The organism is Rahnella sikkimica (genome assembly GCF_002951615.1).
GTDB lineage: Bacteria > Pseudomonadota > Gammaproteobacteria > Enterobacterales > Enterobacteriaceae > Rahnella > Rahnella sikkimica.
Window position 1 is genome coordinate 4167646 of sequence record NZ_CP019062.1, and the last position, 18283, is coordinate 4185928.

At 53.4% G+C, this 18283-nt stretch carries 18 protein-coding genes and 1 other RNA gene; 6 read left to right on the plus strand and 13 right to left on the minus strand.

Going from position 1 to position 18283, the window contains the following annotated elements:
• Nucleotide 1: 1 nt before the first annotated feature.
• Both BV494_RS19250 and BV494_RS19255 read right to left on the minus strand, forming a co-directional pair.
• Nucleotides 2-370: a YraN family protein gene (locus tag BV494_RS19250; protein ID WP_104924281.1), complete on the minus strand. Its 369-nt coding sequence runs from the start codon at nucleotides 368-370 to the stop codon at nucleotides 2-4.
• A 64-nt stretch (nucleotides 371-434) separates the two neighbouring features.
• Complete coding sequence (locus tag BV494_RS19255) at nucleotides 435-2456, minus strand: penicillin-binding protein activator (protein WP_104924282.1); 2022 nt, start codon at nucleotides 2454-2456, stop codon at nucleotides 435-437.
• 61 nt (nucleotides 2457-2517) lie between these two features.
• Here BV494_RS19255 and rsmI point away from each other — a divergent pair, with 61 nt between their 5' ends.
• Together rsmI and rnpB are read left to right on the plus strand one after the other, a co-directional pair.
• The gene (gene rsmI / locus BV494_RS19260) at nucleotides 2518-3387 is read left to right on the plus strand and encodes a 16S rRNA (cytidine(1402)-2'-O)-methyltransferase (protein WP_104924283.1); all 870 of its coding nucleotides are present in this window, start codon (nucleotides 2518-2520) and stop codon (nucleotides 3385-3387) included.
• A gap of 25 nt (nucleotides 3388-3412) precedes the next feature.
• Nucleotides 3413-3790: RNase P RNA component class A (gene rnpB, locus BV494_RS19265), an RNA gene on the plus strand.
• 76 nt (nucleotides 3791-3866) lie between these two features.
• On the opposite strand, the gene BV494_RS19270 is transcribed toward rnpB, so the two are convergent.
• Nucleotides 3867-4571, minus strand: a complete 705-nt coding sequence (locus BV494_RS19270; RefSeq protein ID WP_104924284.1) for a pirin family protein — start codon at nucleotides 4569-4571, stop codon at nucleotides 3867-3869.
• A gap of 110 nt (nucleotides 4572-4681) precedes the next feature.
• On the opposite strand from BV494_RS19270, the gene BV494_RS19280 reads away from it, so the two are divergent.
• On the plus strand, nucleotides 4682-5587 hold the full coding sequence (locus tag BV494_RS19280) for a LysR family transcriptional regulator (protein ID WP_104924286.1): 906 nt from the start codon (nucleotides 4682-4684) through the stop codon (nucleotides 5585-5587).
• 54 nt (nucleotides 5588-5641) lie between these two features.
• Here the strand turns inward: BV494_RS19280 and BV494_RS19285 are convergent, their stop codons facing one another.
• The 10 genes from BV494_RS19285 to BV494_RS19330 all read right to left on the minus strand — a co-directional run bounded on the left by BV494_RS19285 (nucleotide 5642) and on the right by BV494_RS19330 (nucleotide 12740).
• Nucleotides 5642-6628, minus strand: coding sequence for a glutathione S-transferase family protein (locus BV494_RS19285; protein ID WP_104924287.1), 987 nt, complete (start codon nucleotides 6626-6628; stop codon nucleotides 5642-5644).
• A gap of 133 nt (nucleotides 6629-6761) precedes the next feature.
• Complete coding sequence (locus tag BV494_RS19290) at nucleotides 6762-7154, minus strand: DoxX family protein (protein WP_101074992.1); 393 nt, start codon at nucleotides 7152-7154, stop codon at nucleotides 6762-6764.
• A gap of 242 nt (nucleotides 7155-7396) precedes the next feature.
• Entirely contained in the window at nucleotides 7397-7681 is a 285-nt protein-coding gene (locus tag BV494_RS19295) for a YqjK-like family protein (RefSeq protein WP_104924288.1), read from the minus strand.
• A complete protein-coding gene (locus BV494_RS19300; protein WP_104924289.1) occupies nucleotides 7678-8085 on the minus strand; it encodes a phage holin family protein in 408 nt (135 codons plus the stop codon). Before BV494_RS19300 ends, BV494_RS19295 begins: the two co-directional genes overlap by 4 nt.
• A gap of 2 nt (nucleotides 8086-8087) precedes the next feature.
• Nucleotides 8088-8390 (minus strand): ElaB/YgaM/YqjD family protein, encoded by a 303-nt coding sequence (locus BV494_RS19305; RefSeq protein ID WP_104924290.1) that lies wholly within the window; start codon nucleotides 8388-8390, stop codon nucleotides 8088-8090.
• A 136-nt stretch (nucleotides 8391-8526) separates the two neighbouring features.
• The gene (locus BV494_RS19310) at nucleotides 8527-8904 is read right to left on the minus strand and encodes a DUF1090 domain-containing protein (protein WP_104924291.1); all 378 of its coding nucleotides are present in this window, start codon (nucleotides 8902-8904) and stop codon (nucleotides 8527-8529) included.
• 129 nt (nucleotides 8905-9033) lie between these two features.
• Nucleotides 9034-9417 (minus strand): EnvZ/OmpR regulon moderator MzrA, encoded by a 384-nt coding sequence (gene mzrA / locus BV494_RS19315; protein ID WP_104924292.1) that lies wholly within the window; start codon nucleotides 9415-9417, stop codon nucleotides 9034-9036.
• Nucleotides 9417-10097, minus strand: a complete 681-nt coding sequence (locus BV494_RS19320; protein ID WP_104924293.1) for a DedA family protein — start codon at nucleotides 10095-10097, stop codon at nucleotides 9417-9419. The genes mzrA and BV494_RS19320 overlap by 1 nt, the downstream gene beginning before the upstream one ends.
• Before the next feature lie 383 nt (nucleotides 10098-10480).
• A complete protein-coding gene (gene exuR / locus BV494_RS19325) occupies nucleotides 10481-11257 on the minus strand; it encodes a transcriptional regulator ExuR (protein WP_104924294.1) in 777 nt (258 codons plus the stop codon).
• Nucleotides 11258-11447: 190 nt separating this feature from the next.
• Nucleotides 11448-12740, minus strand: a complete 1293-nt coding sequence (locus tag BV494_RS19330) for an MFS transporter (protein ID WP_104924295.1) — start codon at nucleotides 12738-12740, stop codon at nucleotides 11448-11450.
• A 958-nt stretch (nucleotides 12741-13698) separates the two neighbouring features.
• Here BV494_RS19330 and uxaC point away from each other — a divergent pair.
• The 3 genes from uxaC (at nucleotide 13699) to BV494_RS19345 (ending at nucleotide 18202) form a co-directional block, all read left to right on the plus strand.
• A complete protein-coding gene (gene uxaC / locus BV494_RS19335) occupies nucleotides 13699-15111 on the plus strand; it encodes a glucuronate isomerase (protein WP_104924296.1) in 1413 nt (470 codons plus the stop codon).
• A gap of 138 nt (nucleotides 15112-15249) precedes the next feature.
• On the plus strand, nucleotides 15250-16701 hold the full coding sequence (locus BV494_RS19340) for a tagaturonate reductase (RefSeq protein WP_104924297.1): 1452 nt from the start codon (nucleotides 15250-15252) through the stop codon (nucleotides 16699-16701).
• A gap of 10 nt (nucleotides 16702-16711) precedes the next feature.
• Entirely contained in the window at nucleotides 16712-18202 is a 1491-nt protein-coding gene (locus tag BV494_RS19345) for a UxaA family hydrolase (RefSeq protein ID WP_104924298.1), read from the plus strand.
• Nucleotides 18203-18283: the final 81 nt, after the last annotated feature.

Below are 18283 nucleotides of genomic sequence, written 5' to 3' on the forward strand. Positions count from 1 at the left end.
TTTATTCCGCATTGAACGCATCGGGCAGCCATTCTAACTGGCTGCCGGTGATGGCGATGACATCAAAACGGCAAGATGATGTGTCAAAGCTTGCGTTGTGTCCTGCAAGCCAGAAAGAGGCTGCGCGTAACAAGCGCTGCTGTTTTTGACGCGTGACGCTGGCCGCCGCGCCGCCAAAATTTGCATTGCGTCGGTAGCGAACCTCAACAAACACCCAGGTTTGCTGGTCACGCATGATCAGGTCAATTTCACCCGCACGACAGGCCACGTTGGCCGCCACAAAGGTTAACCCGGCTCTTTCGAGATAGCGTCGCGCGTAAGCCTCGTATTCGGCTCCGCACGACCGCGTTTTCGAAAAAAAATTGATCATCAGTACGTCCTTGTACTTGTTAATGCGGAGAATTCCGCTTTCTCAGCGCCCGTTACCGGTGTTCTTACGAAGAAACCGGAACCAGCGAGCCCTGACGGTATTGCAGCCACGGCAGTTTGCGATGGATCACGCAGTTTTCATTGGCGCTCAGATCGCCGGTGCTGCCGGAGACCTGGAAGCCAGGCAACGTCCGCATTTGTGAGAAGTGATTTGCGAGACTCCAGGCATCAATCCCCATCGCATAAAGTCGAACCAGCGAGTAATCGTTGCCGAATTTCGCTGCGGCCTGCTGCATCAGCGCCGGGTTGGAACCCGCGAGTAAAGGAATGTCGCTAAATTCCACGCCTTCCATTTCCAGACGATAATCCGGACCCGCTCCCGCCTGATAGCTGCGTGAACTTGCGTAGACGGACGGATGAGAACGGCCATTAACCGCCAGATCCAGCATCGGTTTAATCAGTGTCAGTTCGCTTTGCGTTGCCACGACGTAAACGGAATCCACTGCGCCACCTGTGCTGCCTTGCGTAATCTGCGCATCGGTCGGCGGTGCCGGAATGGTGATGCCGCCAATGGTCACGCCCTGCGCCGGAGCCACGCTGTTACTTGTGGTGACCGGAGTGCCGGTCAGGCGAATACCGCTGCCGATCGATGAACGTAATTCACCCGCAGAACCCAGCCCTTGTTTCAGGACGGTCTGGCCGCCCAGTTTCTGCCATTCATTGGCAAAAGCCTGTGCAATGCGGTCACCGAAGGCACCGCGTGGCACCAGCAACAGTGGTGAACGTTTCTGTTCTGCCCACATATGACGGGCGGCGTCCTGCGCTTCGTCTTCCGGCGAGAGCGCAAAGTAACAGATATTCGCACTGTTTTTCTCAGTTTCTGGCTGATTGAGCGCTAAAACATTCAGCGGCGTCTGGGTGTTGCCCAGCTCATTCACCTGATCTTTCAGCAGCGGCCCGACGACCAGCGTAGCGCCATCCTGCTGTGCCTGCGTCAGCAACGCCGCCAGAGGCTGCCCGTTGGTGTCGTACACTTTCACCTGCGCATTGCTGCTGATAACAGGAGCGGCAACGGTCGCGGGCTGTGCGGGTGCTGGCGTGGTTTGCGATTGCGCGGTGGCATCCTGTGCGGAAGTGCTGACGGCGGCATTTGGATCTGCCGGCGTTGTTTGCGCTTGTGCGTTAGGGTCGGCAGGCGTTGCCGGTTGTGGCGTGGGCTGGCTCACCTGACCGCTCATCGCCGCATTGAAACCCTGCTGAATGGCATTGCCGTAAACCTGTGCAGGCCCGCTCATTGGCAGGAACAGCGCGATTTTACCGGTAGACGCAGGCTGGAAAGTCAGCACGTTATTAAGTTGTGTCGGCAGGGTTTTAGCCGCCGGATTGACCGGATAGCGGCGCTGCCAGTCTTTGATACCGGCTTTCAGCAGATCAGGATCCTGCTTGTTGCTCTGCCAGACACTCAGCAAATCCAGCCAGCCTTGCAGGGTATTTTCATCCGCGTTAATCACGATGCTGTTAACATCCTGCGCGGACATCTGCGTCAGTGCGGTCCAGGTTTCGTCGATATTAGTTTGGTGTAGCTGGCCCTGTAACAGCGGCTCCTGTGCGATATAAGCACGGATTAGCCCCAGACTGGTACGGCCCTGGCTGGCATCGATTTGCGCCTGGTAGTAACGGGCTTTCTGATCATTGTTCAGTTTGGCCGGATCTATCTGGCTCAGACTGGTTGCCGCTGCCGGATAATTCTTCTGGGCAACCTGAACTTCCGCACTGGTCAACTGCTGTTCAACTGTTTGTGCCGCCGTCAGATTTTGCGGCACTTTGGCGAGTTGTTCGGCGGCCTGAGGCACTTTGCCTTCACGTATCAGGGCACGGACTGCAAGCAATTGCCAGTCAGCCTTGTTATCATCACCGCTTTGCTGTGCCTGCTGCAGATAATAATCAGAGCTGCCGGACGCTGCACCCTGAACACTTTCAGTCGGTGCCTGCGGCGCCTGACCGGAACAGCTGGCGAGAAGCATAGCCACGATGATGGCAGGGAGTAAACGTCCCGAACGGGTACGAAAAGTCATTGAGGAAGGCATTCAGTTTCCAGTGATGTTTTTTCAAGATGCTCAATATTAAATCGGCAATCCGGATGAAACAATGAATCAAGACGATCAAGCAGATATTTCTGCCTCAACGCTGTATATCGTACCGACGCCAATTGGCAATTTAGGGGATATTACCCAACGCGCGCTGGCCGTTCTCAACAGTGTAGATTTGATTGCCGCAGAAGACACCCGCCATACCGGATTGCTGCTGCAACACTTCGCGATCAGCGCCAAAATGTATCCGCTGCATGACCACAACGAACAGCAGAAAGCCGAGCATTTACTGGCGAAATTGCAGGAAGGCCAGACCATCGCGCTGGTTTCCGATGCCGGTACGCCGCTCATTAATGATCCGGGTTATCACCTCGTACGCCGCTGTCGTGAAGCGGGTATTCGTGTCGTGCCTCTGCCGGGTGCATGTGCTGCCATTACCGCGCTGTGCGCCGCCGGATTGCCCTCCGATCGTTTCTGTTACGAAGGGTTTCTGCCTGCCAAAACGAAAGCGCGCAAAGACACCTTGCTGGCGTTAATCGAAGAACCGCGCACACTGATTTTCTATGAATCCACACATCGTCTGATCGACAGTTTGCAGGATATGGTCGAAGTCTGGGGGCCGCAGCGTTATGTGGTGCTGGCGCGCGAACTGACCAAAACCTGGGAAAACATTCACGGCGCGCCGGTCGGCGAACTGCTGGCCTGGGTGCAGGAAGTGGAAACCCGCCGTCGCGGCGAAATGGTGTTGATTGTAGAAGGCCATAAAGTGGATGTGGAAGCGTTACCGGCTGAAGCCCTGCGTACACTGGCGCTGCTGCAAAAAGAGTTACCGTTGAAAAAGGCCGCCGCGCTGGCCGCAGAAATTCACGGCGTGAAGAAGAACGCGTTGTATAAATACGCGCTTGATGAGCAAGAGGGTGACAAATAGGGCGTAATACCCTATCATCCGCCGCGGAGTTGACCAGACAGTCGCCGCTTCACTGCCGTCCCTTTCGGGGAGACAGGTGGAGGGGAGGAAAGTCCGGGCTCCATAGGGCAGGGTGCCAGGTAACGCCTGGGAAGCGCGAGCTTACGACAAGTGCAACAGAGAGCAAACCGCCGATGGCCCACGCAAGTGGGATCAGGTAAGGGTGAAAGGGTGCGGTAAGAGCGCACCGCGCGGCTGGCAACAGTTCGTGGCAAGGTAAACTCCACCCGGAGCAAGGCCAAATAGGGGTTCACATGGTACGGCCCGTACTGAACCCGGGTAGGCTGCTTGAGCCAGTGAGCGATTGCTGGCCTAGACGAATGACTGTCCACGACAGAACCCGGCTTAACGGTCAACTCCCTCGTCAAAAGAAAGCCCGCACAGGAAACTGTGCGGGCTTTCGCCTTTCTGCTATCCGCAAAATCCATTATCTGCGAAGGTTAAACCGGCATGTCGATCAGCAATGCGCGTAACGGCGTGCTGGCGGAAACGGTCAGGTTATTTTCCTGATGGATAAATGCCCCGTCGCCGCAGGCCAGTTTTTGCGATTCGTGGCTGACCGCGCCCAGCGCATCAACTTGTCCGTGAATCGATTGCAGATACGCCCGCGGGCCGCGGATCGGCAGGGAAATCTGTTCACCCGGTTTTAAATCCAGATGATGTATCCAGACATTTTGCCGCAGTTGCAGGCTGCCATTTTCGCCATCCGGCGAAGCCAGCAGAAAATGTTTCGCATCCGGCAGCGTCATTTTCTGGGTTAGCGGATTTTCATGTTCCGGGCAGGCATCCAGCCATAACTGCATGCGCGTCAGCGGCTGGTTCGCGCGGGTGTTAAGCTCGCTGTAACTGACGTTCGCCTGCGTGGAAAGCAGCGCCGCTTCACCGGCTTCAACCCGCACGCAGTTACCTTCGCTGTCGCGGTATTCCGCCGAGCCCTGCAAAACCAGATTCAGAACATCAACGCGCGGATAAGTGCGTGGCTGGAAACTGGCACCCGGCGCGAGCACTTCCTGATTCAGGACGCGCAGCGACGCATAGCCCATCAGCTTCGGATCAAAGTAATGTCCAAACGAGAAAGTGTAACGTGCCTGCAGCCAACCAAAGTCAGCGGTGCCGCACTCTTTTGCCGTTCTGCTGGTGATCATGGCGGTCGCCTCTCTTAAAAATTTCAATGTATAAATGGTATGCGTCTGGACGTGTGATTGTTAGCCAGTTAATCTGGTCGCTATATTCAAATTTCCTGACAGAGAAAAGAATGGCTAAGGATCGCGCACTCACACTGGAAGCCCTACGGGTCATGGATGCGATTGACCGCAGAGGAAGTTTTGCCGCCGCCGCTGATGAGCTGGGCCGCGTCCCGTCTGCGTTGAGCTACACCATGCAAAAGCTGGAAGAAGAGCTGGACGTGGTGTTATTTGACCGTTCAGGTCATCGGACAAAATTCACCAATGTGGGCCGGATGCTGCTTGAGCGTGGCCGTGTGCTGCTCGAAGCCGCCGACAAACTGACTGTTGACGCCGAAGCGCTGGCGCGTGGCTGGGAAACGCACATCACGATCGTCTGCGAAGCCTTATCTCCGGCGGCGCAATTATTTCCGCTGATTGAAAAGCTGGCGCTGAAAGCCAACACGCAGGTTTCGCTGATTACCGAAGTGCTGGCGGGGGCGTGGGAACGTCTTGAGCAAGGGCGCGCGGATATTGTTATCGCGCCCGATATGCATTTCCGTTCCTCGACAGAAATTAACAGCCGCAAACTGTACAAGCTGGTCAGCGTTTACGTGGCTGCGCCGGACCATCCGATTCATCTGGAAGCCGAACCGCTCTCAGAAGTCAGCCGTGTGAAATACCGCGGGATTGCGGTGGCGGATACGGCGCGCGAACGTCCGGTGCTTACCGTGCAGTTGCTCGATAAGCAACAACGTCTGACGGTCAGTACCCTCGAAGAAAAACGCAAAGCGCTGCTGGCCGGATTGGGCGTCGCAACGATGCCTTATCCGATGGTCGAGCAGGATATTGCCGAAGGGCGTTTGCGGGTGGTCAGTGCGGAATATAAACGTGAAATCGACATCATTATGGCGTGGCGTCGCGACAGCATGGGCGAGGCCAAAGCCTGGTTCCTGCGTGAAATTCCACGACTGCTGGCAACGCGCGAAGCGAAGTGATTAAGCATTCCTGGCATTCTTCCCTTTTCTGAAAGGGGAAGAATGCCAGTGCGATCAGCTGAAGCGAGTGTCGCGGCCGTGCGGTGAATCTAAATCCTGCGCCGGTCCGGTAGAGATAATCCCATAAGGGTTAATCGTGGCGTGGCTGCGGTAATAGTGATTGCGGATATGCGCAAAATCCACGGTTTCACGAATGCCCGGCATCTGGTAGATATCGCGCAGGAAACCGTACAGATTCGGGTAATCGCTGATGCGGTGACGGTCACATTTGAAATGCGTGACGTAGACCGGATCAAAGCGAACCAGTGTAGTCCAAAGGCGGAGATCGGCTTCCGTGAGCTGATTGCCGGTCAGATAACGGTGTTTACCCAGTAATTCTTCAGCGCGTTCCAGCGCATCAAACACGCCGTTCACCGCTTCGTCGTATGCGTCCTGAGAGGTCGCAAAACCGGCTTTATACACACCGTTGTTAATCTGCGGATAGACCCACTCATTAATCGCGTCGATCTCAGTGCGCAGGTTTTGCGGGTAATAATCGCCCGCTTTCGCGCCGGTGGCATCAAAAGCACTGTTGAACATACGGATGATGTCGGCAGATTCGTTGCTGACAATTGTCTGCTGCTTTTTGTCCCACAGGATCGGCACGGTCACGCGGCCGGTGTATTCATTCTGCGCACGCAGATAGATTTCATAGGCATAATTCAGATGATACAAATCATCGCCGGTAGCGGCAGGGAAGTCAGTGCCGAATGTCCAGCCGTTCTCCAGCATCAGCGGATGGACGACGGAGACGGGGATGATGTCTTCCAGCCCTTTCAGGGCGCGCATCAGTAGTGTCCGGTGTGCCCACGGACAGGCCAGTGAAACATAGAGATGGTAGCGGTCGCGCTCAGCGGTAAAACCGCCAACACCGTGCTCGCCCGGTGCGCCATCGGGTGTGATCCAGTTGCGAAACTGCGCCGCAGAACGCTTGAAATGACCACCGGTAGATTTGGTGTCATACCAGGTGTCCTGCCATTTGCCTTCGACCAGTTGTCCCATGATATTTTTCCTTACTGTCAGTGCTCTTTCAGAATTGAAAAGGGCGAGGTGATTAATCACATCGCCCTGCAGGTGCTTTTATTGTCTTATTGAATTATAGCCTGGTTACAGCGCCCTGGTGCCGGAGCAGTGATTACCAGTTTTTCTTGATCAGACGGTCGATGCTGAATGCGCCCGGACCAGAAGCGAACAGGACGAAGAAACCGCCCGCGATGGACAGGTTTTTCATGAACATCATCTGGTTCACGCCCTGTGCAAAATCAGTGTGGAAGATCAGCGCCGTCAGGATGGTGAAGATGGCTGTGATCAGCGCAGTAGTACGGGTGAAGAAGCCGAACAGGATTGCCAGACCGCCGCCAAATTCCAACAAAATAGTCAGTGGCAGGAAGAAGCTTGGAACACCCATAGATGTCATGTAACCCGCGGTAGCGGTGTAACCGTTAATTTTTCCCCAACCGGCAACGATGAACAGAATGGGCATCAGGATACGGGCTACCAGTAAAGCGGTGTCTTGTAACTTAGTCATTTTCTTCTCCAAAACGTAGTGTGCTCAAATTGAGCTTAAAGTGTTACCGGTCCGGTCAGAAAATGTTTCTCGCCGTTACCGCATCAGTTGATGGTGAGATAATAAGTCGAATGATTACGCTTTGTTAGCAAGTAAAACTGTTGGAATGATTCAAATAAATTGAACGGCAGAAGGATTGTTATTCAAAAAGAAAAGGGTCGGATGAATGATCACCCGACCCTTTGATGTGAATGTCGCTAAGCTTATTTGCTGGCAAACGTCTTGCGCAACAGCCGTACCGTGCCCCAGATGCCAAACGCCCGCCGCGACCAGCGAACAATGCTGCTCGGGTGGCGGATGCCGTAAACGGCAACCAGGCTGGAACCCACGACCAGATACTTACGCATATCCACGATTTTCACCCAGCCGCGATCAATTTTCGCTGTAGCATCCAGCCAGTCAGAACCCGCCTCAGACAGCTCGGCGCGCTGGCGCTCAATCTGGCGCAGAAGTCTGACTTTTTCGATAGCGCGGTTTGGGATACTCACAGGTTGTCATCCTTTTCCAACAACGCACGGTCGATATCCAGTTGCTTGCGGGTAAGGCTCAAAAGCGTTGAACGTTTGGCTTTTGCCAGCGTCATCGCGCCTAAAACCACAGCAAGGAACAGGAGAACGCCGGTCGCCGTACCGATTGCAATCAGGCGATACGCCGGGTCAATCGCCCAGAAAAGGAGAACCAGCAAACTCATAAGACCAAAGGCGGTGAAAATCAGGGTAATACCAGCCATGAGCAGCAATTGGAAAATATTGGCCTTTTCCTCTTCCAGCTCAACAACAACCAGCCTGACACGCGTTTCAACCATCCCCACAACGACGGTGGCGATGCGCGAAACGATGTCAAAAAGCCCTTTTCCCGGCCCTTGCGGTGCTGATTTTATCGGTTCAGCCATAATTAGCGACGGGCTAACAGAACGCCAATCACAACACCGACAGCGGCACCAATACCGACGCCAGTCCACGGTTTGTCATGTACGTAATCATCGGCTTTGCCGGCGATTTCTTTGGTCTGAGTGGCAATTTTGTCGCCCGTATCGCTCAGACGTTCGCGGGTGTCTTTCAGCAGAGATTCTGCTTTGCCGCGTAACTTATCGAGTTCAGCTTTAGGCTTATCGGTAGAGGTCTGAAGCACTTCTTCCAGCGTATCTGCCAATGACTTTAATTCAGCGCGCAGTTGTTCTGATGTATTACTAGCCATGTGTAAGTCACTCCATACGTTAACTGATTCGAACTCTTAACATAGCGGATATTCAGGTGATCGCAAATGCGAATTGTCTGTTTTAAAAAGCAAGATCGCGCAGTAAAGCGTCCGCCGGACGCTTTACGAAAGCGGATTACAGACCCTGAGCCTGTTTAAGTTCAGACTGAGCTTCTTCCAGTTTTTGCTGTTTTTTGGCGATTTTTTCATGATTGCCCTTCGCCTGAGCTTCTTTCAATTCCTGCTCACGTTCGCGGACTTTTTCACGTTTTTCTTCGACACGTTTCTGGTTTTCGGCTTTAAGCCCTGCATCGGTACAGTGCGCTTTATTTTCACGCAATGCTTTTTCCAAACCGTCAACGCGGTTCTCGTTTTTGTGCAGACGGGCTTCGTCGATCTGTTTCTGAATTTCGTGCTGTTTCGTCACGCAGCTTTCTGGCTGAGGAGCCGCAAAGCTGGCGGTAGTGAATAACAATGCAGGGGCTAAAACGAGTGCAGATAAAGTGATTTTCATCGTCGGGCTTCCTTTTAATGGTTAAGTGATTGTGGCACTTATTTCCGTGAGTATAGATTTTTTGAATAACTAGCCTTGAAAGCATATCACCGACAAATGGGTAGTGATATGGGACAAATCCTCACTACGTTATCCAAACTTTAGACGGTCACGATCCAGTTTAGTTAGCCAGGCTTTGGTGTGGGGTGGTTCGCAATATTGGATCTCAAAGCCGGCAGGTAAAATGGTTTGCAATGCGGCTTCTGCCATCTTTCGCTGGGCGGCGGAATCGAGCTGAACGACTAAACCATCTTCCAGCGGCGTGATGCTTTTGATGTGAATGCCGCGTTCGGCCAGGCTCTGGTAGACATAAAAACCATCAGGTAATGCCTCGCCAGAACGGATAGGGCGGATTTGCAACGTATTGGCCGGTGCAGGAAGGCGAGATATCGCCAGCCCGATCATGGCCGCTGCGGCCAGCAGAATAAATAACGCTGGCCAGATAAATGAATGCTTTCTCAACAGGCGGTTCATTATGCGTTTTTGCCTTTGTTCTGGCGGTCAGCGTGCTTTTTACGCCACAGAACGACGATGGAGCCGACCAGCCCGCCGACCAGTAAAAGTACTGGCAGCAACATCAGGCAGTTCATCACCAGATCTTCGTACTTCAGGAACAGCGGTGTTTTGCCCAGGAAATACCCCAACGAGGTTAGGATCAGGATCCAGAGCAGCCCGCTTACCCAGTTAAAGAACTGAAAACGGCTGTTGCTCAGGCCCGATAAACCGGCAATTGTGGGCAGCAGGGTGCGGACAAAGGCCAGAAAACGGCCAACTAACAGCGCAGAAAGCCCGTGCTTATGAAATAGGGCGTGCGCGCGTTCATGATATTGCACCGGCAGATGGGCCAGCCAGCTTTGTACTATTCGGGTATTTCCCAGCCATTTCCCTTGCGCATAACTCAGCCAGCAGCCGAGGCTGGCCGCGGTCGTCAGCAGGAAAAGCGTCAGCGGGAAATTCATAGCACCTTTGGCAATCAGAACACCGACGAGGATTAGCAGGCTGTCACCGGGTAAAAAGGCCGCAGGCAGTAAACCGTTTTCCAGAAAGATAATCATGAATAAAATCAGGTATAACGCCCAGACCAGAGACGGGTTGGCCAGGGTGACATAATCTTGTTGCCAGAGGGCATCGATAAGCGAGCTGATAATTTCCATCTGTCGTGTAAAACTCCATCATTTTCAGTGGGTCAGCTTTCACATCAGCGGAGAATAGGTCTCGACGCGGCCTGTAAGCTGATAAGGTCGCCATTTCCCTGGCGGGCTATTTGGTTTTTGAATTCATCGGGGGTTTACGGCGGATATTGCGCTGTTTCATGCAACGTAAACGGGTAAAAAAAGTGGTCTAACTGTAACAAAATAACAATAGCTCAGACAGGTAAATATAGCGCGTTGAGACTGATCATTTAAGTCCGGAGCACGTTATGGAAAGGGGTTTTACATTGGCTGACACTACTCGACAGTGTCTGACAGGACATATCGACATGACGCAGAGATGCAGAAAAGGCCGGTTGGGGGAAATTACCGGCCTTAAGGGGAATTTATTTAGTATTGAGCAGCGGTTGATCGAGATGCACTACCGGGTTTTCTGAATAGAGATAACGGTCTACGTTAAATTCGAAATCATCGGTGGTGGCGCGGAAAAGCATTTGTTTGGTGTTTTCCAGATGCTGCCACATGGCGAGTTTCGACGCATGCGGATCACGGCGGATCAGCGCCTTAAGAATCAGGTCGTGATCTTCACACCAGCTTTCAATCGACTTCTCATCAATGTGCTCATGCAGTTTGCGCCAGTAAGGGTTGTGCAAACGCTGGCTCCACATTTTTTCAACGATGGTCGACAGCGCACTATTCTGCGTGGCCTGCGCCACCTGCACATGGAATTTCAAATCCCATTCTGAATCGCGGAAACGATCTTCCTGACGGGCGTGCTCCTGAATTTCCATCAGGCGCATGATGTCCTGCTTCGTCACCTGCGTGGCGGCGAACTCAGCGATATTGCTCTCAATTAGCTGACGCGCCTGAAGCAGCTCGAAGGGACCGGCGGTGCCAAACTCGATGCCATTATCCGGCACCACCAGATGGCGCTGCTGATTTGACATCACATGAATGCCCGAGCCTTTACGGACTTCCACATAACCTTCAACTTCCAGCATGATAATCGCTTCACGCACCACGGTGCGGCTGACATCCATCTCATCAGAAATGAGGCGTTCAGCCGGTAACTTTTCGCCAACCGGGTATACACCCGTTTCGATTCGTTCCTTGAGCGTGGCAGCCAGTTGTTGGTAAAGGCGTCTGGTGTCTGTGGATTCCATATGAGTGCTCTTTAAAAGTGGAGAAACCTGCAAGATGCGAGTGTCGGACAGACCTGCAAACCTATTATACCACTGCCAGTATACGATTTACGAAGGGTTGATGCACCGTGCATCGGCCACAAAGACACGAGAGAAATGTCAGAAAGGGACAAACCCGGCAAACAATTTTACCGGGTTTGTGACTGGCGGATCAGGCTTTCGCCGTTTTCAGCGGAGCCGGAACAGGTTCTATTGCGGAACGGTTCTGCAGCACCGTCCAGATAATGATAGCGCCAAGCAGGTCGAAGACTGCCAGAGCGGCAAACAGCGGGCTGAAACCGAGGGTATCGGCCAGCGCACCGACCACCAGCGCAAACATGGTACTTGCCATCCACGCGGCCATACCTGTCAGACCGTTGGCGGTCGCCACTTCGTTACGACCAAACACGTCAGAAGACAGCGTAATCAGGGCACCGGACAATGACTGGTGAGCAAAACCACCGACGCACAGTAATGCGATAGCGGCATAAGGGCTGGTGAACAGGCCAATCATGCCAGGGCCGATCATCAGGACTGCACCCATGGTTACGACCATTTTGCGCGATACAATCAGATTAACTTTGAAGTACTTCTGGAACAGCGGAGGCAGGTAGCCACCCAGGATACAACCGAGGTCAGCGAACAGCATCGGCATCCACGCAAACATCGCGATTTCTTTCAGGTTAAATCCGTACACCTTGAACATGAACAGCGGGATCCAGGCGTTGAATGTGCCCCAGGCGGGTTCAGCCAGGAAACGTGGCAGCGCGATGCCCCAGAACTGACGGTTACGCAGGATTTCCCAGGCAGACATTTTCTTGCCGTTGTTCGTCTGATGCTGTGCTTCCTGACCTTCCAGAATGTAATCACGTTCTTCGTTGCTGAGTTTCTTTTGGTCTTTAGGATGCTTGTAGAACACCAGCCAGCTCACTGCCCAGATCAGGCTCAGCGCACCGGTAATGATGAAGGCCAGCTGCCAGCTGTGCATCACAATGCACCAGACAACCAGCGGTGGCGCAATCATCCCGCCGATAGAAGAACCGACGTTAAAGTAGCCCACGGCGATAGAACGTTCTTTGGCCGGGAACCATTCGCTGCTGGCTTTCAGGCCGGCAGGGATCATTGCGGCTTCAGCCATACCGACCGCGCCACGTGCGATAGCCAGACCACCCCAGCTGCTTGCCAGCGCGGTTGCCATACAGAAGATGGCCCACATCACGGCAAACATGGCGTAACCGACTTTCGTGCCCATGACGTCAAGAACATAACCGGCAACCGGCTGCATCAGGGTATAGCAGGCGGAATAGGCGGCGATAATATAAGAATATTGCTGTGTGGTGATGTTCAGCTGGCTCATCAGCGTAGGTGCTGCGGCAGCAATAGCGTTACGTGTTAAATAGCCTAATACAGTGCCGCATGTCACCAGTGCGATCATGTACCAGCGTAACCCTTTAATCTTACCCATTTAACTCTCTCCCAGTAAATAATCCGGCGATGACAACGCACGCTGTCATGGCGTATCTCGCACCACCTGAATAAGCGCGGGCTTCTGGCTTTCCTTAAAAGTGTTTTCCGGGAACGTCGCCGCCAGATGATTTCACTGGGAGCTGCCCGATGGCTTACGCACTGGTTTATTGTTATCTGTGCGTAAGAGTCCGATGAACTTCCTGAACACCAGAATTACTGCTTCGCCATGGGCTGATTGCGCCTGGGAAGTGTTTTGCCCGGGCAACAGCGAAAGGACGTGGCAGGTAATCTCTGACGCTCTTGTCCGGGCGATGCAAAGATAACTTGTCATACAGATTTAAAATTTGAATGACATCACAAAACCACATTTAAATTGTGTGGTTACTTAATTTTTTAACTACACACTTATTTACTTGATTTTACTCATTAAAGTGCTTTTTAGTTGATCCTGTTCACACTTTTTAGCGAAGGATTAACATCACGAGCCGGATCACTGAAACGTAATTGGTGTAACAACTTTGCGGGTTGATCACATTTCGTCCGTACGGTTAACGAGGGGCGTGATAAGCACAAATTACGCGCTTTATTGCGTTGCTAATCAGAAGAACCCGATGGGCTGGCGGCAGGCGCAGGGCGGGAGAGGCTTAATAAATGGCCTCATCGGGTGGAAGCTGTGAAAGTGGTTTTGTCACATTGGATATGAAATAACCTGTCATACAGATTTAAAGTTTGAGTGACATCACAAAATGACACTGTGATTGTGAGGATAATAAGCACCCGTGCAGTAAGGCTTTAACGTTATTATTTTACAGAGAGTTAGTGAGTTTAATGGGCACCGAATTGCCTGCTTTTACCGGCACATACCCCTAAAAAGAGCTGGACGACAACCTGAATTGGTGTGATAACTTCGCACCATTGAGAGACAACTCTACAGATTTCATGATGAGGAACCTAAGATGGCGCAGTTTTTAACAGAAGACTTCCTTCTCGACACTGAATTCGCACGTCGCCTGTATCACGACTACGCGAAAGATGAGCCAATTTTCGACTACCACTGCCATTTGCCGCCTGAGCTGATTGCTCAGAACTACAAATTCAAAAACTTGTATGACATTTGGCTGAAAGGCGATCACTACAAATGGCGTGCGATGCGCACCAACGGTGTGCCTGAACGTATGTGCACTGGCGACGCCACCGACCGCGAGAAATTTGACGCGTGGGCCGCTACGGTTCCTCACACCATCGGTAACCCGCTTTACCACTGGACGCACCTTGAGCTGCGTCGTCCGTTTGGCATTACCGGCAAATTGCTTTCCCCGACGACTGCGGGGGAAATCTGGGAACGCGGTAATGAATTGCTGGCGCAGGACAACTTCTCTGCCCGCGGCATCATGAAACAGATGAACGTGAAAATGGTCGGCACAACCGATGACCCGATCGATTCTCTGGAACACCATAAAGCTGTCGCGCAAGACAGCAGTTTTGATATCAAAGTACTGCCAAGCTGGCGCCCGGATAAAGCCTTCAACATTGAAGCGGCCACGTTTGCGGATTACGTGAAGAAACTGGAGGCTGCGGCTGACGTTTCCATCACCCGTTTCAGCGATCTGCGTGATGCGCTGAAAAAACGTATGGATCACTTCGCGGCGCACGGCTGCAAAGTTTCCGACCACGCGCTGGACGTTGTGGTGTATGGCGAAGCGGATGACGCCACGCTGGACGGCATTCTGGCCCGCCGCCTGAGCGGTGAAACGCCAACCACAGAAGAAATCGCCCAGTTCAAAACCGGCGTATTGCTGTACCTGGCTTCTGAATATCAGCGTCGCGAATGGGTGCAGCAGTACCACATTGGCGCGCTGCGCAATAACAACACCCGCATGTTCCAGCTGATTGGCGCGGATGTCGGTTTCGACTCCATCAATGACCAGCCGCTGGCAGAACCGCTGTCCAAACTGCTGGGTGCGCAAGGTCTGGCCGGTGGCCTGCCTAAAACCATTCTGTACTGCCTGAACCCGCGTGATAACGAAGTGATCGGCACCATGGTCGGTAACTTCCAGGGCGAAGGGATGCCGGGCAAAATGCAGTTCGGCTCCGGCTGGTGGTTCAACGACCAGAAAGATGGCATGCAACGTCAGATGACGCAGCTCGCCAATCTGGGCTTGCTGAGCCGTTTCGTGGGGATGCTGACTGACAGCCGCAGTTTCCTGTCTTATACACGCCACGAATATTTCCGTCGCATCCTGTGCCAGATGATCGGCCACTGGGTGGAAGCGGGCGAAGCACCGGCAGATATCGAACTGCTGGGCAGCATGGTGAGAAATATCTGCTTCGATAACGCCAAACAGTATTTCCAGATTGAACTGAATTAAAAGCACGACGGAGCGCAGGTTCCTGCGCTCCTGATAAAACACAGAAATAACAAACTATTATCCCAATAAGAACGACGGCCACGGGACACACTGATGTCCTCAAAGACCGGCGTCTGACCCAATTAAGGTGAATGTGAGATGCAAAGGTTAAATCGCCGTGACTTCCCAGGCCGTCAACATCCGGACAAAATTATCCAGTTCGGTGAAGGCAACTTTTTGCGGGCGTTTGTCGACTGGCAAATTGACTTGCTGAATGAACATACCGATCTGGACGCCGGTATCGTGATCGTTCGCCCGATTGACACCGATTTCCCCCCTTCACTGAGTACGCAGGACGGCCTGTACACCACGATCATCAGCGGCCTGAATGAGCAGGGTGAAACCGTGCGCGACACGCGCATCATTCGTTCCGTAAACCGTGAAATCAATATTTATCATCAGTTTGACGAATATCTGGCGCTGGCCCGCGATCCGAATATCCGCTTTGTGTTTTCTAATACCACCGAAGCGGGTATCAGCTATGTCGAAAGCGACAGCCTGAACGACGCGCCTCCTGCCAGCTTCCCGGCCAAACTGACCCGACTGCTGTTCGAGCGCTTCACACACTTCTCCGGTGCCGCCGATAAAGGCTGGGTTTTACTGCCGTGCGAGCTGATTGACTACAACGGCGAAGCCTTGCAGGAACTGGTGCTGCGTTATGCACAGCAATGGGCATTACCGGCGGCGTTCACCCAGTGGCTGCAAAACAGCAACACCTTCTGTTCAACGCTGGTTGACCGCATTGTGACGGGTTATCCGCGCAGCGAAATCGACAGCCTGCAGGAAGAACTCGGTTATCAGGACAGCTTCTTTGACAGCGCCGAACACTTTTACCTGTTTGTGATCCAGGGGCCAAAAACCCTGGCACAGGAACTGCGTCTGGACAAACTGCCGCTGAACATCCGTCTGGTTGACGACATCAAACCGTACAAAGAACGCAAAGTGGCGATCCTTAACGGTGCGCACACGGCGCTGGTGCCGGTGGCGTTTCTCTCCGGCCTGAACACCGTCGGGGAATCGATGAATGACGCGCAAATCAGCCGCTTTGTAGAGCTGGCGATTGCCGAAGAGATTTCGCCGGTTCTGGATCTGCCGCAGGACGAGCTGACGTCATTTGCTCAGGCGGTTCTCAGCCGTTTCCGCAACCCGTTCATTCAGCATCAGCTGTTGTCTATCGCGCTGAACGGCATGACCAAATACCGCACCCGCATTCTGCCGCAGCTGCTGGCGAGTCAGGAAAAGAATGGCATTTTGCCTCCGCGCCTGACTTTCGCACTGGCCGCCTTGCTGGCGTTTTACCAGGGCGAACGTAACGGCGAAACTTATCCGTTGCAGGACGACGCACACTGGCTGAGCCGTTTCTCCGAACTGTGGGCAAGCGTGCGCAGTGGCAACCTGCCGCTGGTCGGGCTGGTGGAAACCGTACTGGCCGATGAAGAACACTGGGGACGTGACCTGAACACCGTTCCCGGCCTGACGGCAAAAATCACCGAACAACTGCAGGCGATTGAAGACCGTGGCATGCGCGATGCGCTGGCGGCTTACAGCTAAGAGAGCAACTATGCAAAGTATCATTCAAATTCATACTGCCGATAACGTCGCCGTTGCCCTTCGCGATATTGATGCTGGCGAGCAGGTCGACGCGGGCGGCTATACCGTGGTTCTGGCTCAGCCTGTCGTCCGTGGTCATAAGTTTGCCCTGCGTCCGATTGCGGCCGGTGAAAACATTGTCAAATACGGGTTGCCGATTGGTCATGCGCTGACGGCGATTGAGCCGGGTGTGCATATTCACTCACAGAACGGCAAAACCAATCTCAGCGATCTGGATCAGTACCAGTATCAGCCGGAGTTTGCGACGTTGCCGGATCAAATGGCCGATCGCGAAGTGCAGATCTACCGTCGTAAAAACGGTCAGGTCGGGATCCGTAACGAGATTTGGCTGATCCCAACGGTGGGATGCGTCAACGGGATTGCCCGCCAGATCCAGTCACGTTTCCTGAAAGAAACCAATGACGCAGAAGGCACCGACGGCGTTTTCCTGTTCACCCATCCCTTTGGCTGTTCGCAGCTTGGCGATGACCATGTGAACACCCGCACCATGCTGCAAAATATGGTGCGCCATCCGAACGCGGGCGCTGTGCTGGTGATCGGTCTGGGTTGTGAAAACAACCAGGTGGACGTGTTTCGTGAAACGCTGGGGGAAGTGGACGAAGATCGCGTGCGTTTTATGACGCTGCAAAAATTCGACGACGAAGTGGAAGCGGGTCTGGAACGTCTGCGCGAACTGTACGCCGTCATGCGTGACGACAAACGTGAAACCGGCAAACTCAGTGAGCTGAAATTTGGTCTGGAATGCGGCGGTTCTGACGGCTTGTCTGGTATTACCGCGAACCCGCTGCTCGGGCGTTTCTCCGACTACGTGATCGCCAACGGCGGGACTTCCGTGCTGACCGAAGTGCCGGAAATGTTTGGTGCGGAACGTATTCTGATGAGCCGTTGCCGTGATGAATCGACGTTTGAAAAGACCGTTCACATGGTTAACGATTTCAAACAGTATTTCATCGAGCATAATCAGCCGATTTACGAGAACCCGTCTCCGGGTAACAAAGCGGGCGGTATCACGACGCTGGAAGAAAAATCGCTCGGCTGTACGCAGAAAGCTGGGCAAAGCCCGGTGATGGACGTCCTGAAATACGGCGAACGTCTGACAACGCCGGGCCTGAATCTGCTGAGTGCGCCGGGTAACGACGCCGTGGCGACCAGCGCGCTGGCCGGTGCCGGTTGCCATATGGTGTTGTTCAGTACCGGTCGCGGCACGCCTTACGGCGGTTTTGTGCCGACGGTAAAACTGGCGACGAACAGCGAACTGGCGACGAAAAAACCACACTGGATCGACTTCGATGCAGGACGCCTGATCCACGATGTCAGCATGGATCAACTGCTGGGTGAGTTTGTGGATCTGATCGTTGCGATCGCAGATGGCCGTAAAGCCAAAAACGAAATCAACGATTTCCGCGAACTGGCGATCTTTAAAAGCGGTGTCACATTGTAACGCTTGCGGATACTCGTTAGAATGAAACGGCGTTTCAAATATGAAGCGCCGTTTGCTTTTTCTACGCATCCTACGAATGAG

Coding starts and splice junctions, on each gene's coding strand:
- BV494_RS19250 (WP_104924281.1), bottom strand. CDS start 370: ATGATCAATTTTTTTTCGAAAACGCGGTCGTGCGGAGCCGAATACGAG.
- BV494_RS19255 (WP_104924282.1), bottom strand. CDS start 2,456: ATGCCTTCCTCAATGACTTTTCGTACCCGTTCGGGACGTTTACTCCCT.
- rsmI (WP_104924283.1), top strand. CDS start 2,518: ATGAATCAAGACGATCAAGCAGATATTTCTGCCTCAACGCTGTATATC.
- BV494_RS19270 (WP_104924284.1), bottom strand. CDS start 4,571: ATGATCACCAGCAGAACGGCAAAAGAGTGCGGCACCGCTGACTTTGGT.
- BV494_RS19280 (WP_104924286.1), top strand. CDS start 4,682: ATGGCTAAGGATCGCGCACTCACACTGGAAGCCCTACGGGTCATGGAT.
- BV494_RS19285 (WP_104924287.1), bottom strand. CDS start 6,628: ATGGGACAACTGGTCGAAGGCAAATGGCAGGACACCTGGTATGACACC.
- BV494_RS19290 (WP_101074992.1), bottom strand. CDS start 7,154: ATGACTAAGTTACAAGACACCGCTTTACTGGTAGCCCGTATCCTGATG.
- BV494_RS19300 (WP_104924289.1), bottom strand. CDS start 8,085: ATGGCTGAACCGATAAAATCAGCACCGCAAGGGCCGGGAAAAGGGCTT.
- BV494_RS19305 (WP_104924290.1), bottom strand. CDS start 8,390: ATGGCTAGTAATACATCAGAACAACTGCGCGCTGAATTAAAGTCATTG.
- BV494_RS19310 (WP_104924291.1), bottom strand. CDS start 8,904: ATGAAAATCACTTTATCTGCACTCGTTTTAGCCCCTGCATTGTTATTC.
- mzrA (WP_104924292.1), bottom strand. CDS start 9,417: ATGAACCGCCTGTTGAGAAAGCATTCATTTATCTGGCCAGCGTTATTT.
- BV494_RS19320 (WP_104924293.1), bottom strand. CDS start 10,097: ATGGAAATTATCAGCTCGCTTATCGATGCCCTCTGGCAACAAGATTAT.
- exuR (WP_104924294.1), bottom strand. CDS start 11,257: ATGGAATCCACAGACACCAGACGCCTTTACCAACAACTGGCTGCCACG.
- BV494_RS19330 (WP_104924295.1), bottom strand. CDS start 12,740: ATGGGTAAGATTAAAGGGTTACGCTGGTACATGATCGCACTGGTGACA.
- uxaC (WP_104924296.1), top strand. CDS start 13,699: ATGGCGCAGTTTTTAACAGAAGACTTCCTTCTCGACACTGAATTCGCA.
- BV494_RS19340 (WP_104924297.1), top strand. CDS start 15,250: ATGCAAAGGTTAAATCGCCGTGACTTCCCAGGCCGTCAACATCCGGAC.
- BV494_RS19345 (WP_104924298.1), top strand. CDS start 16,712: ATGCAAAGTATCATTCAAATTCATACTGCCGATAACGTCGCCGTTGCC.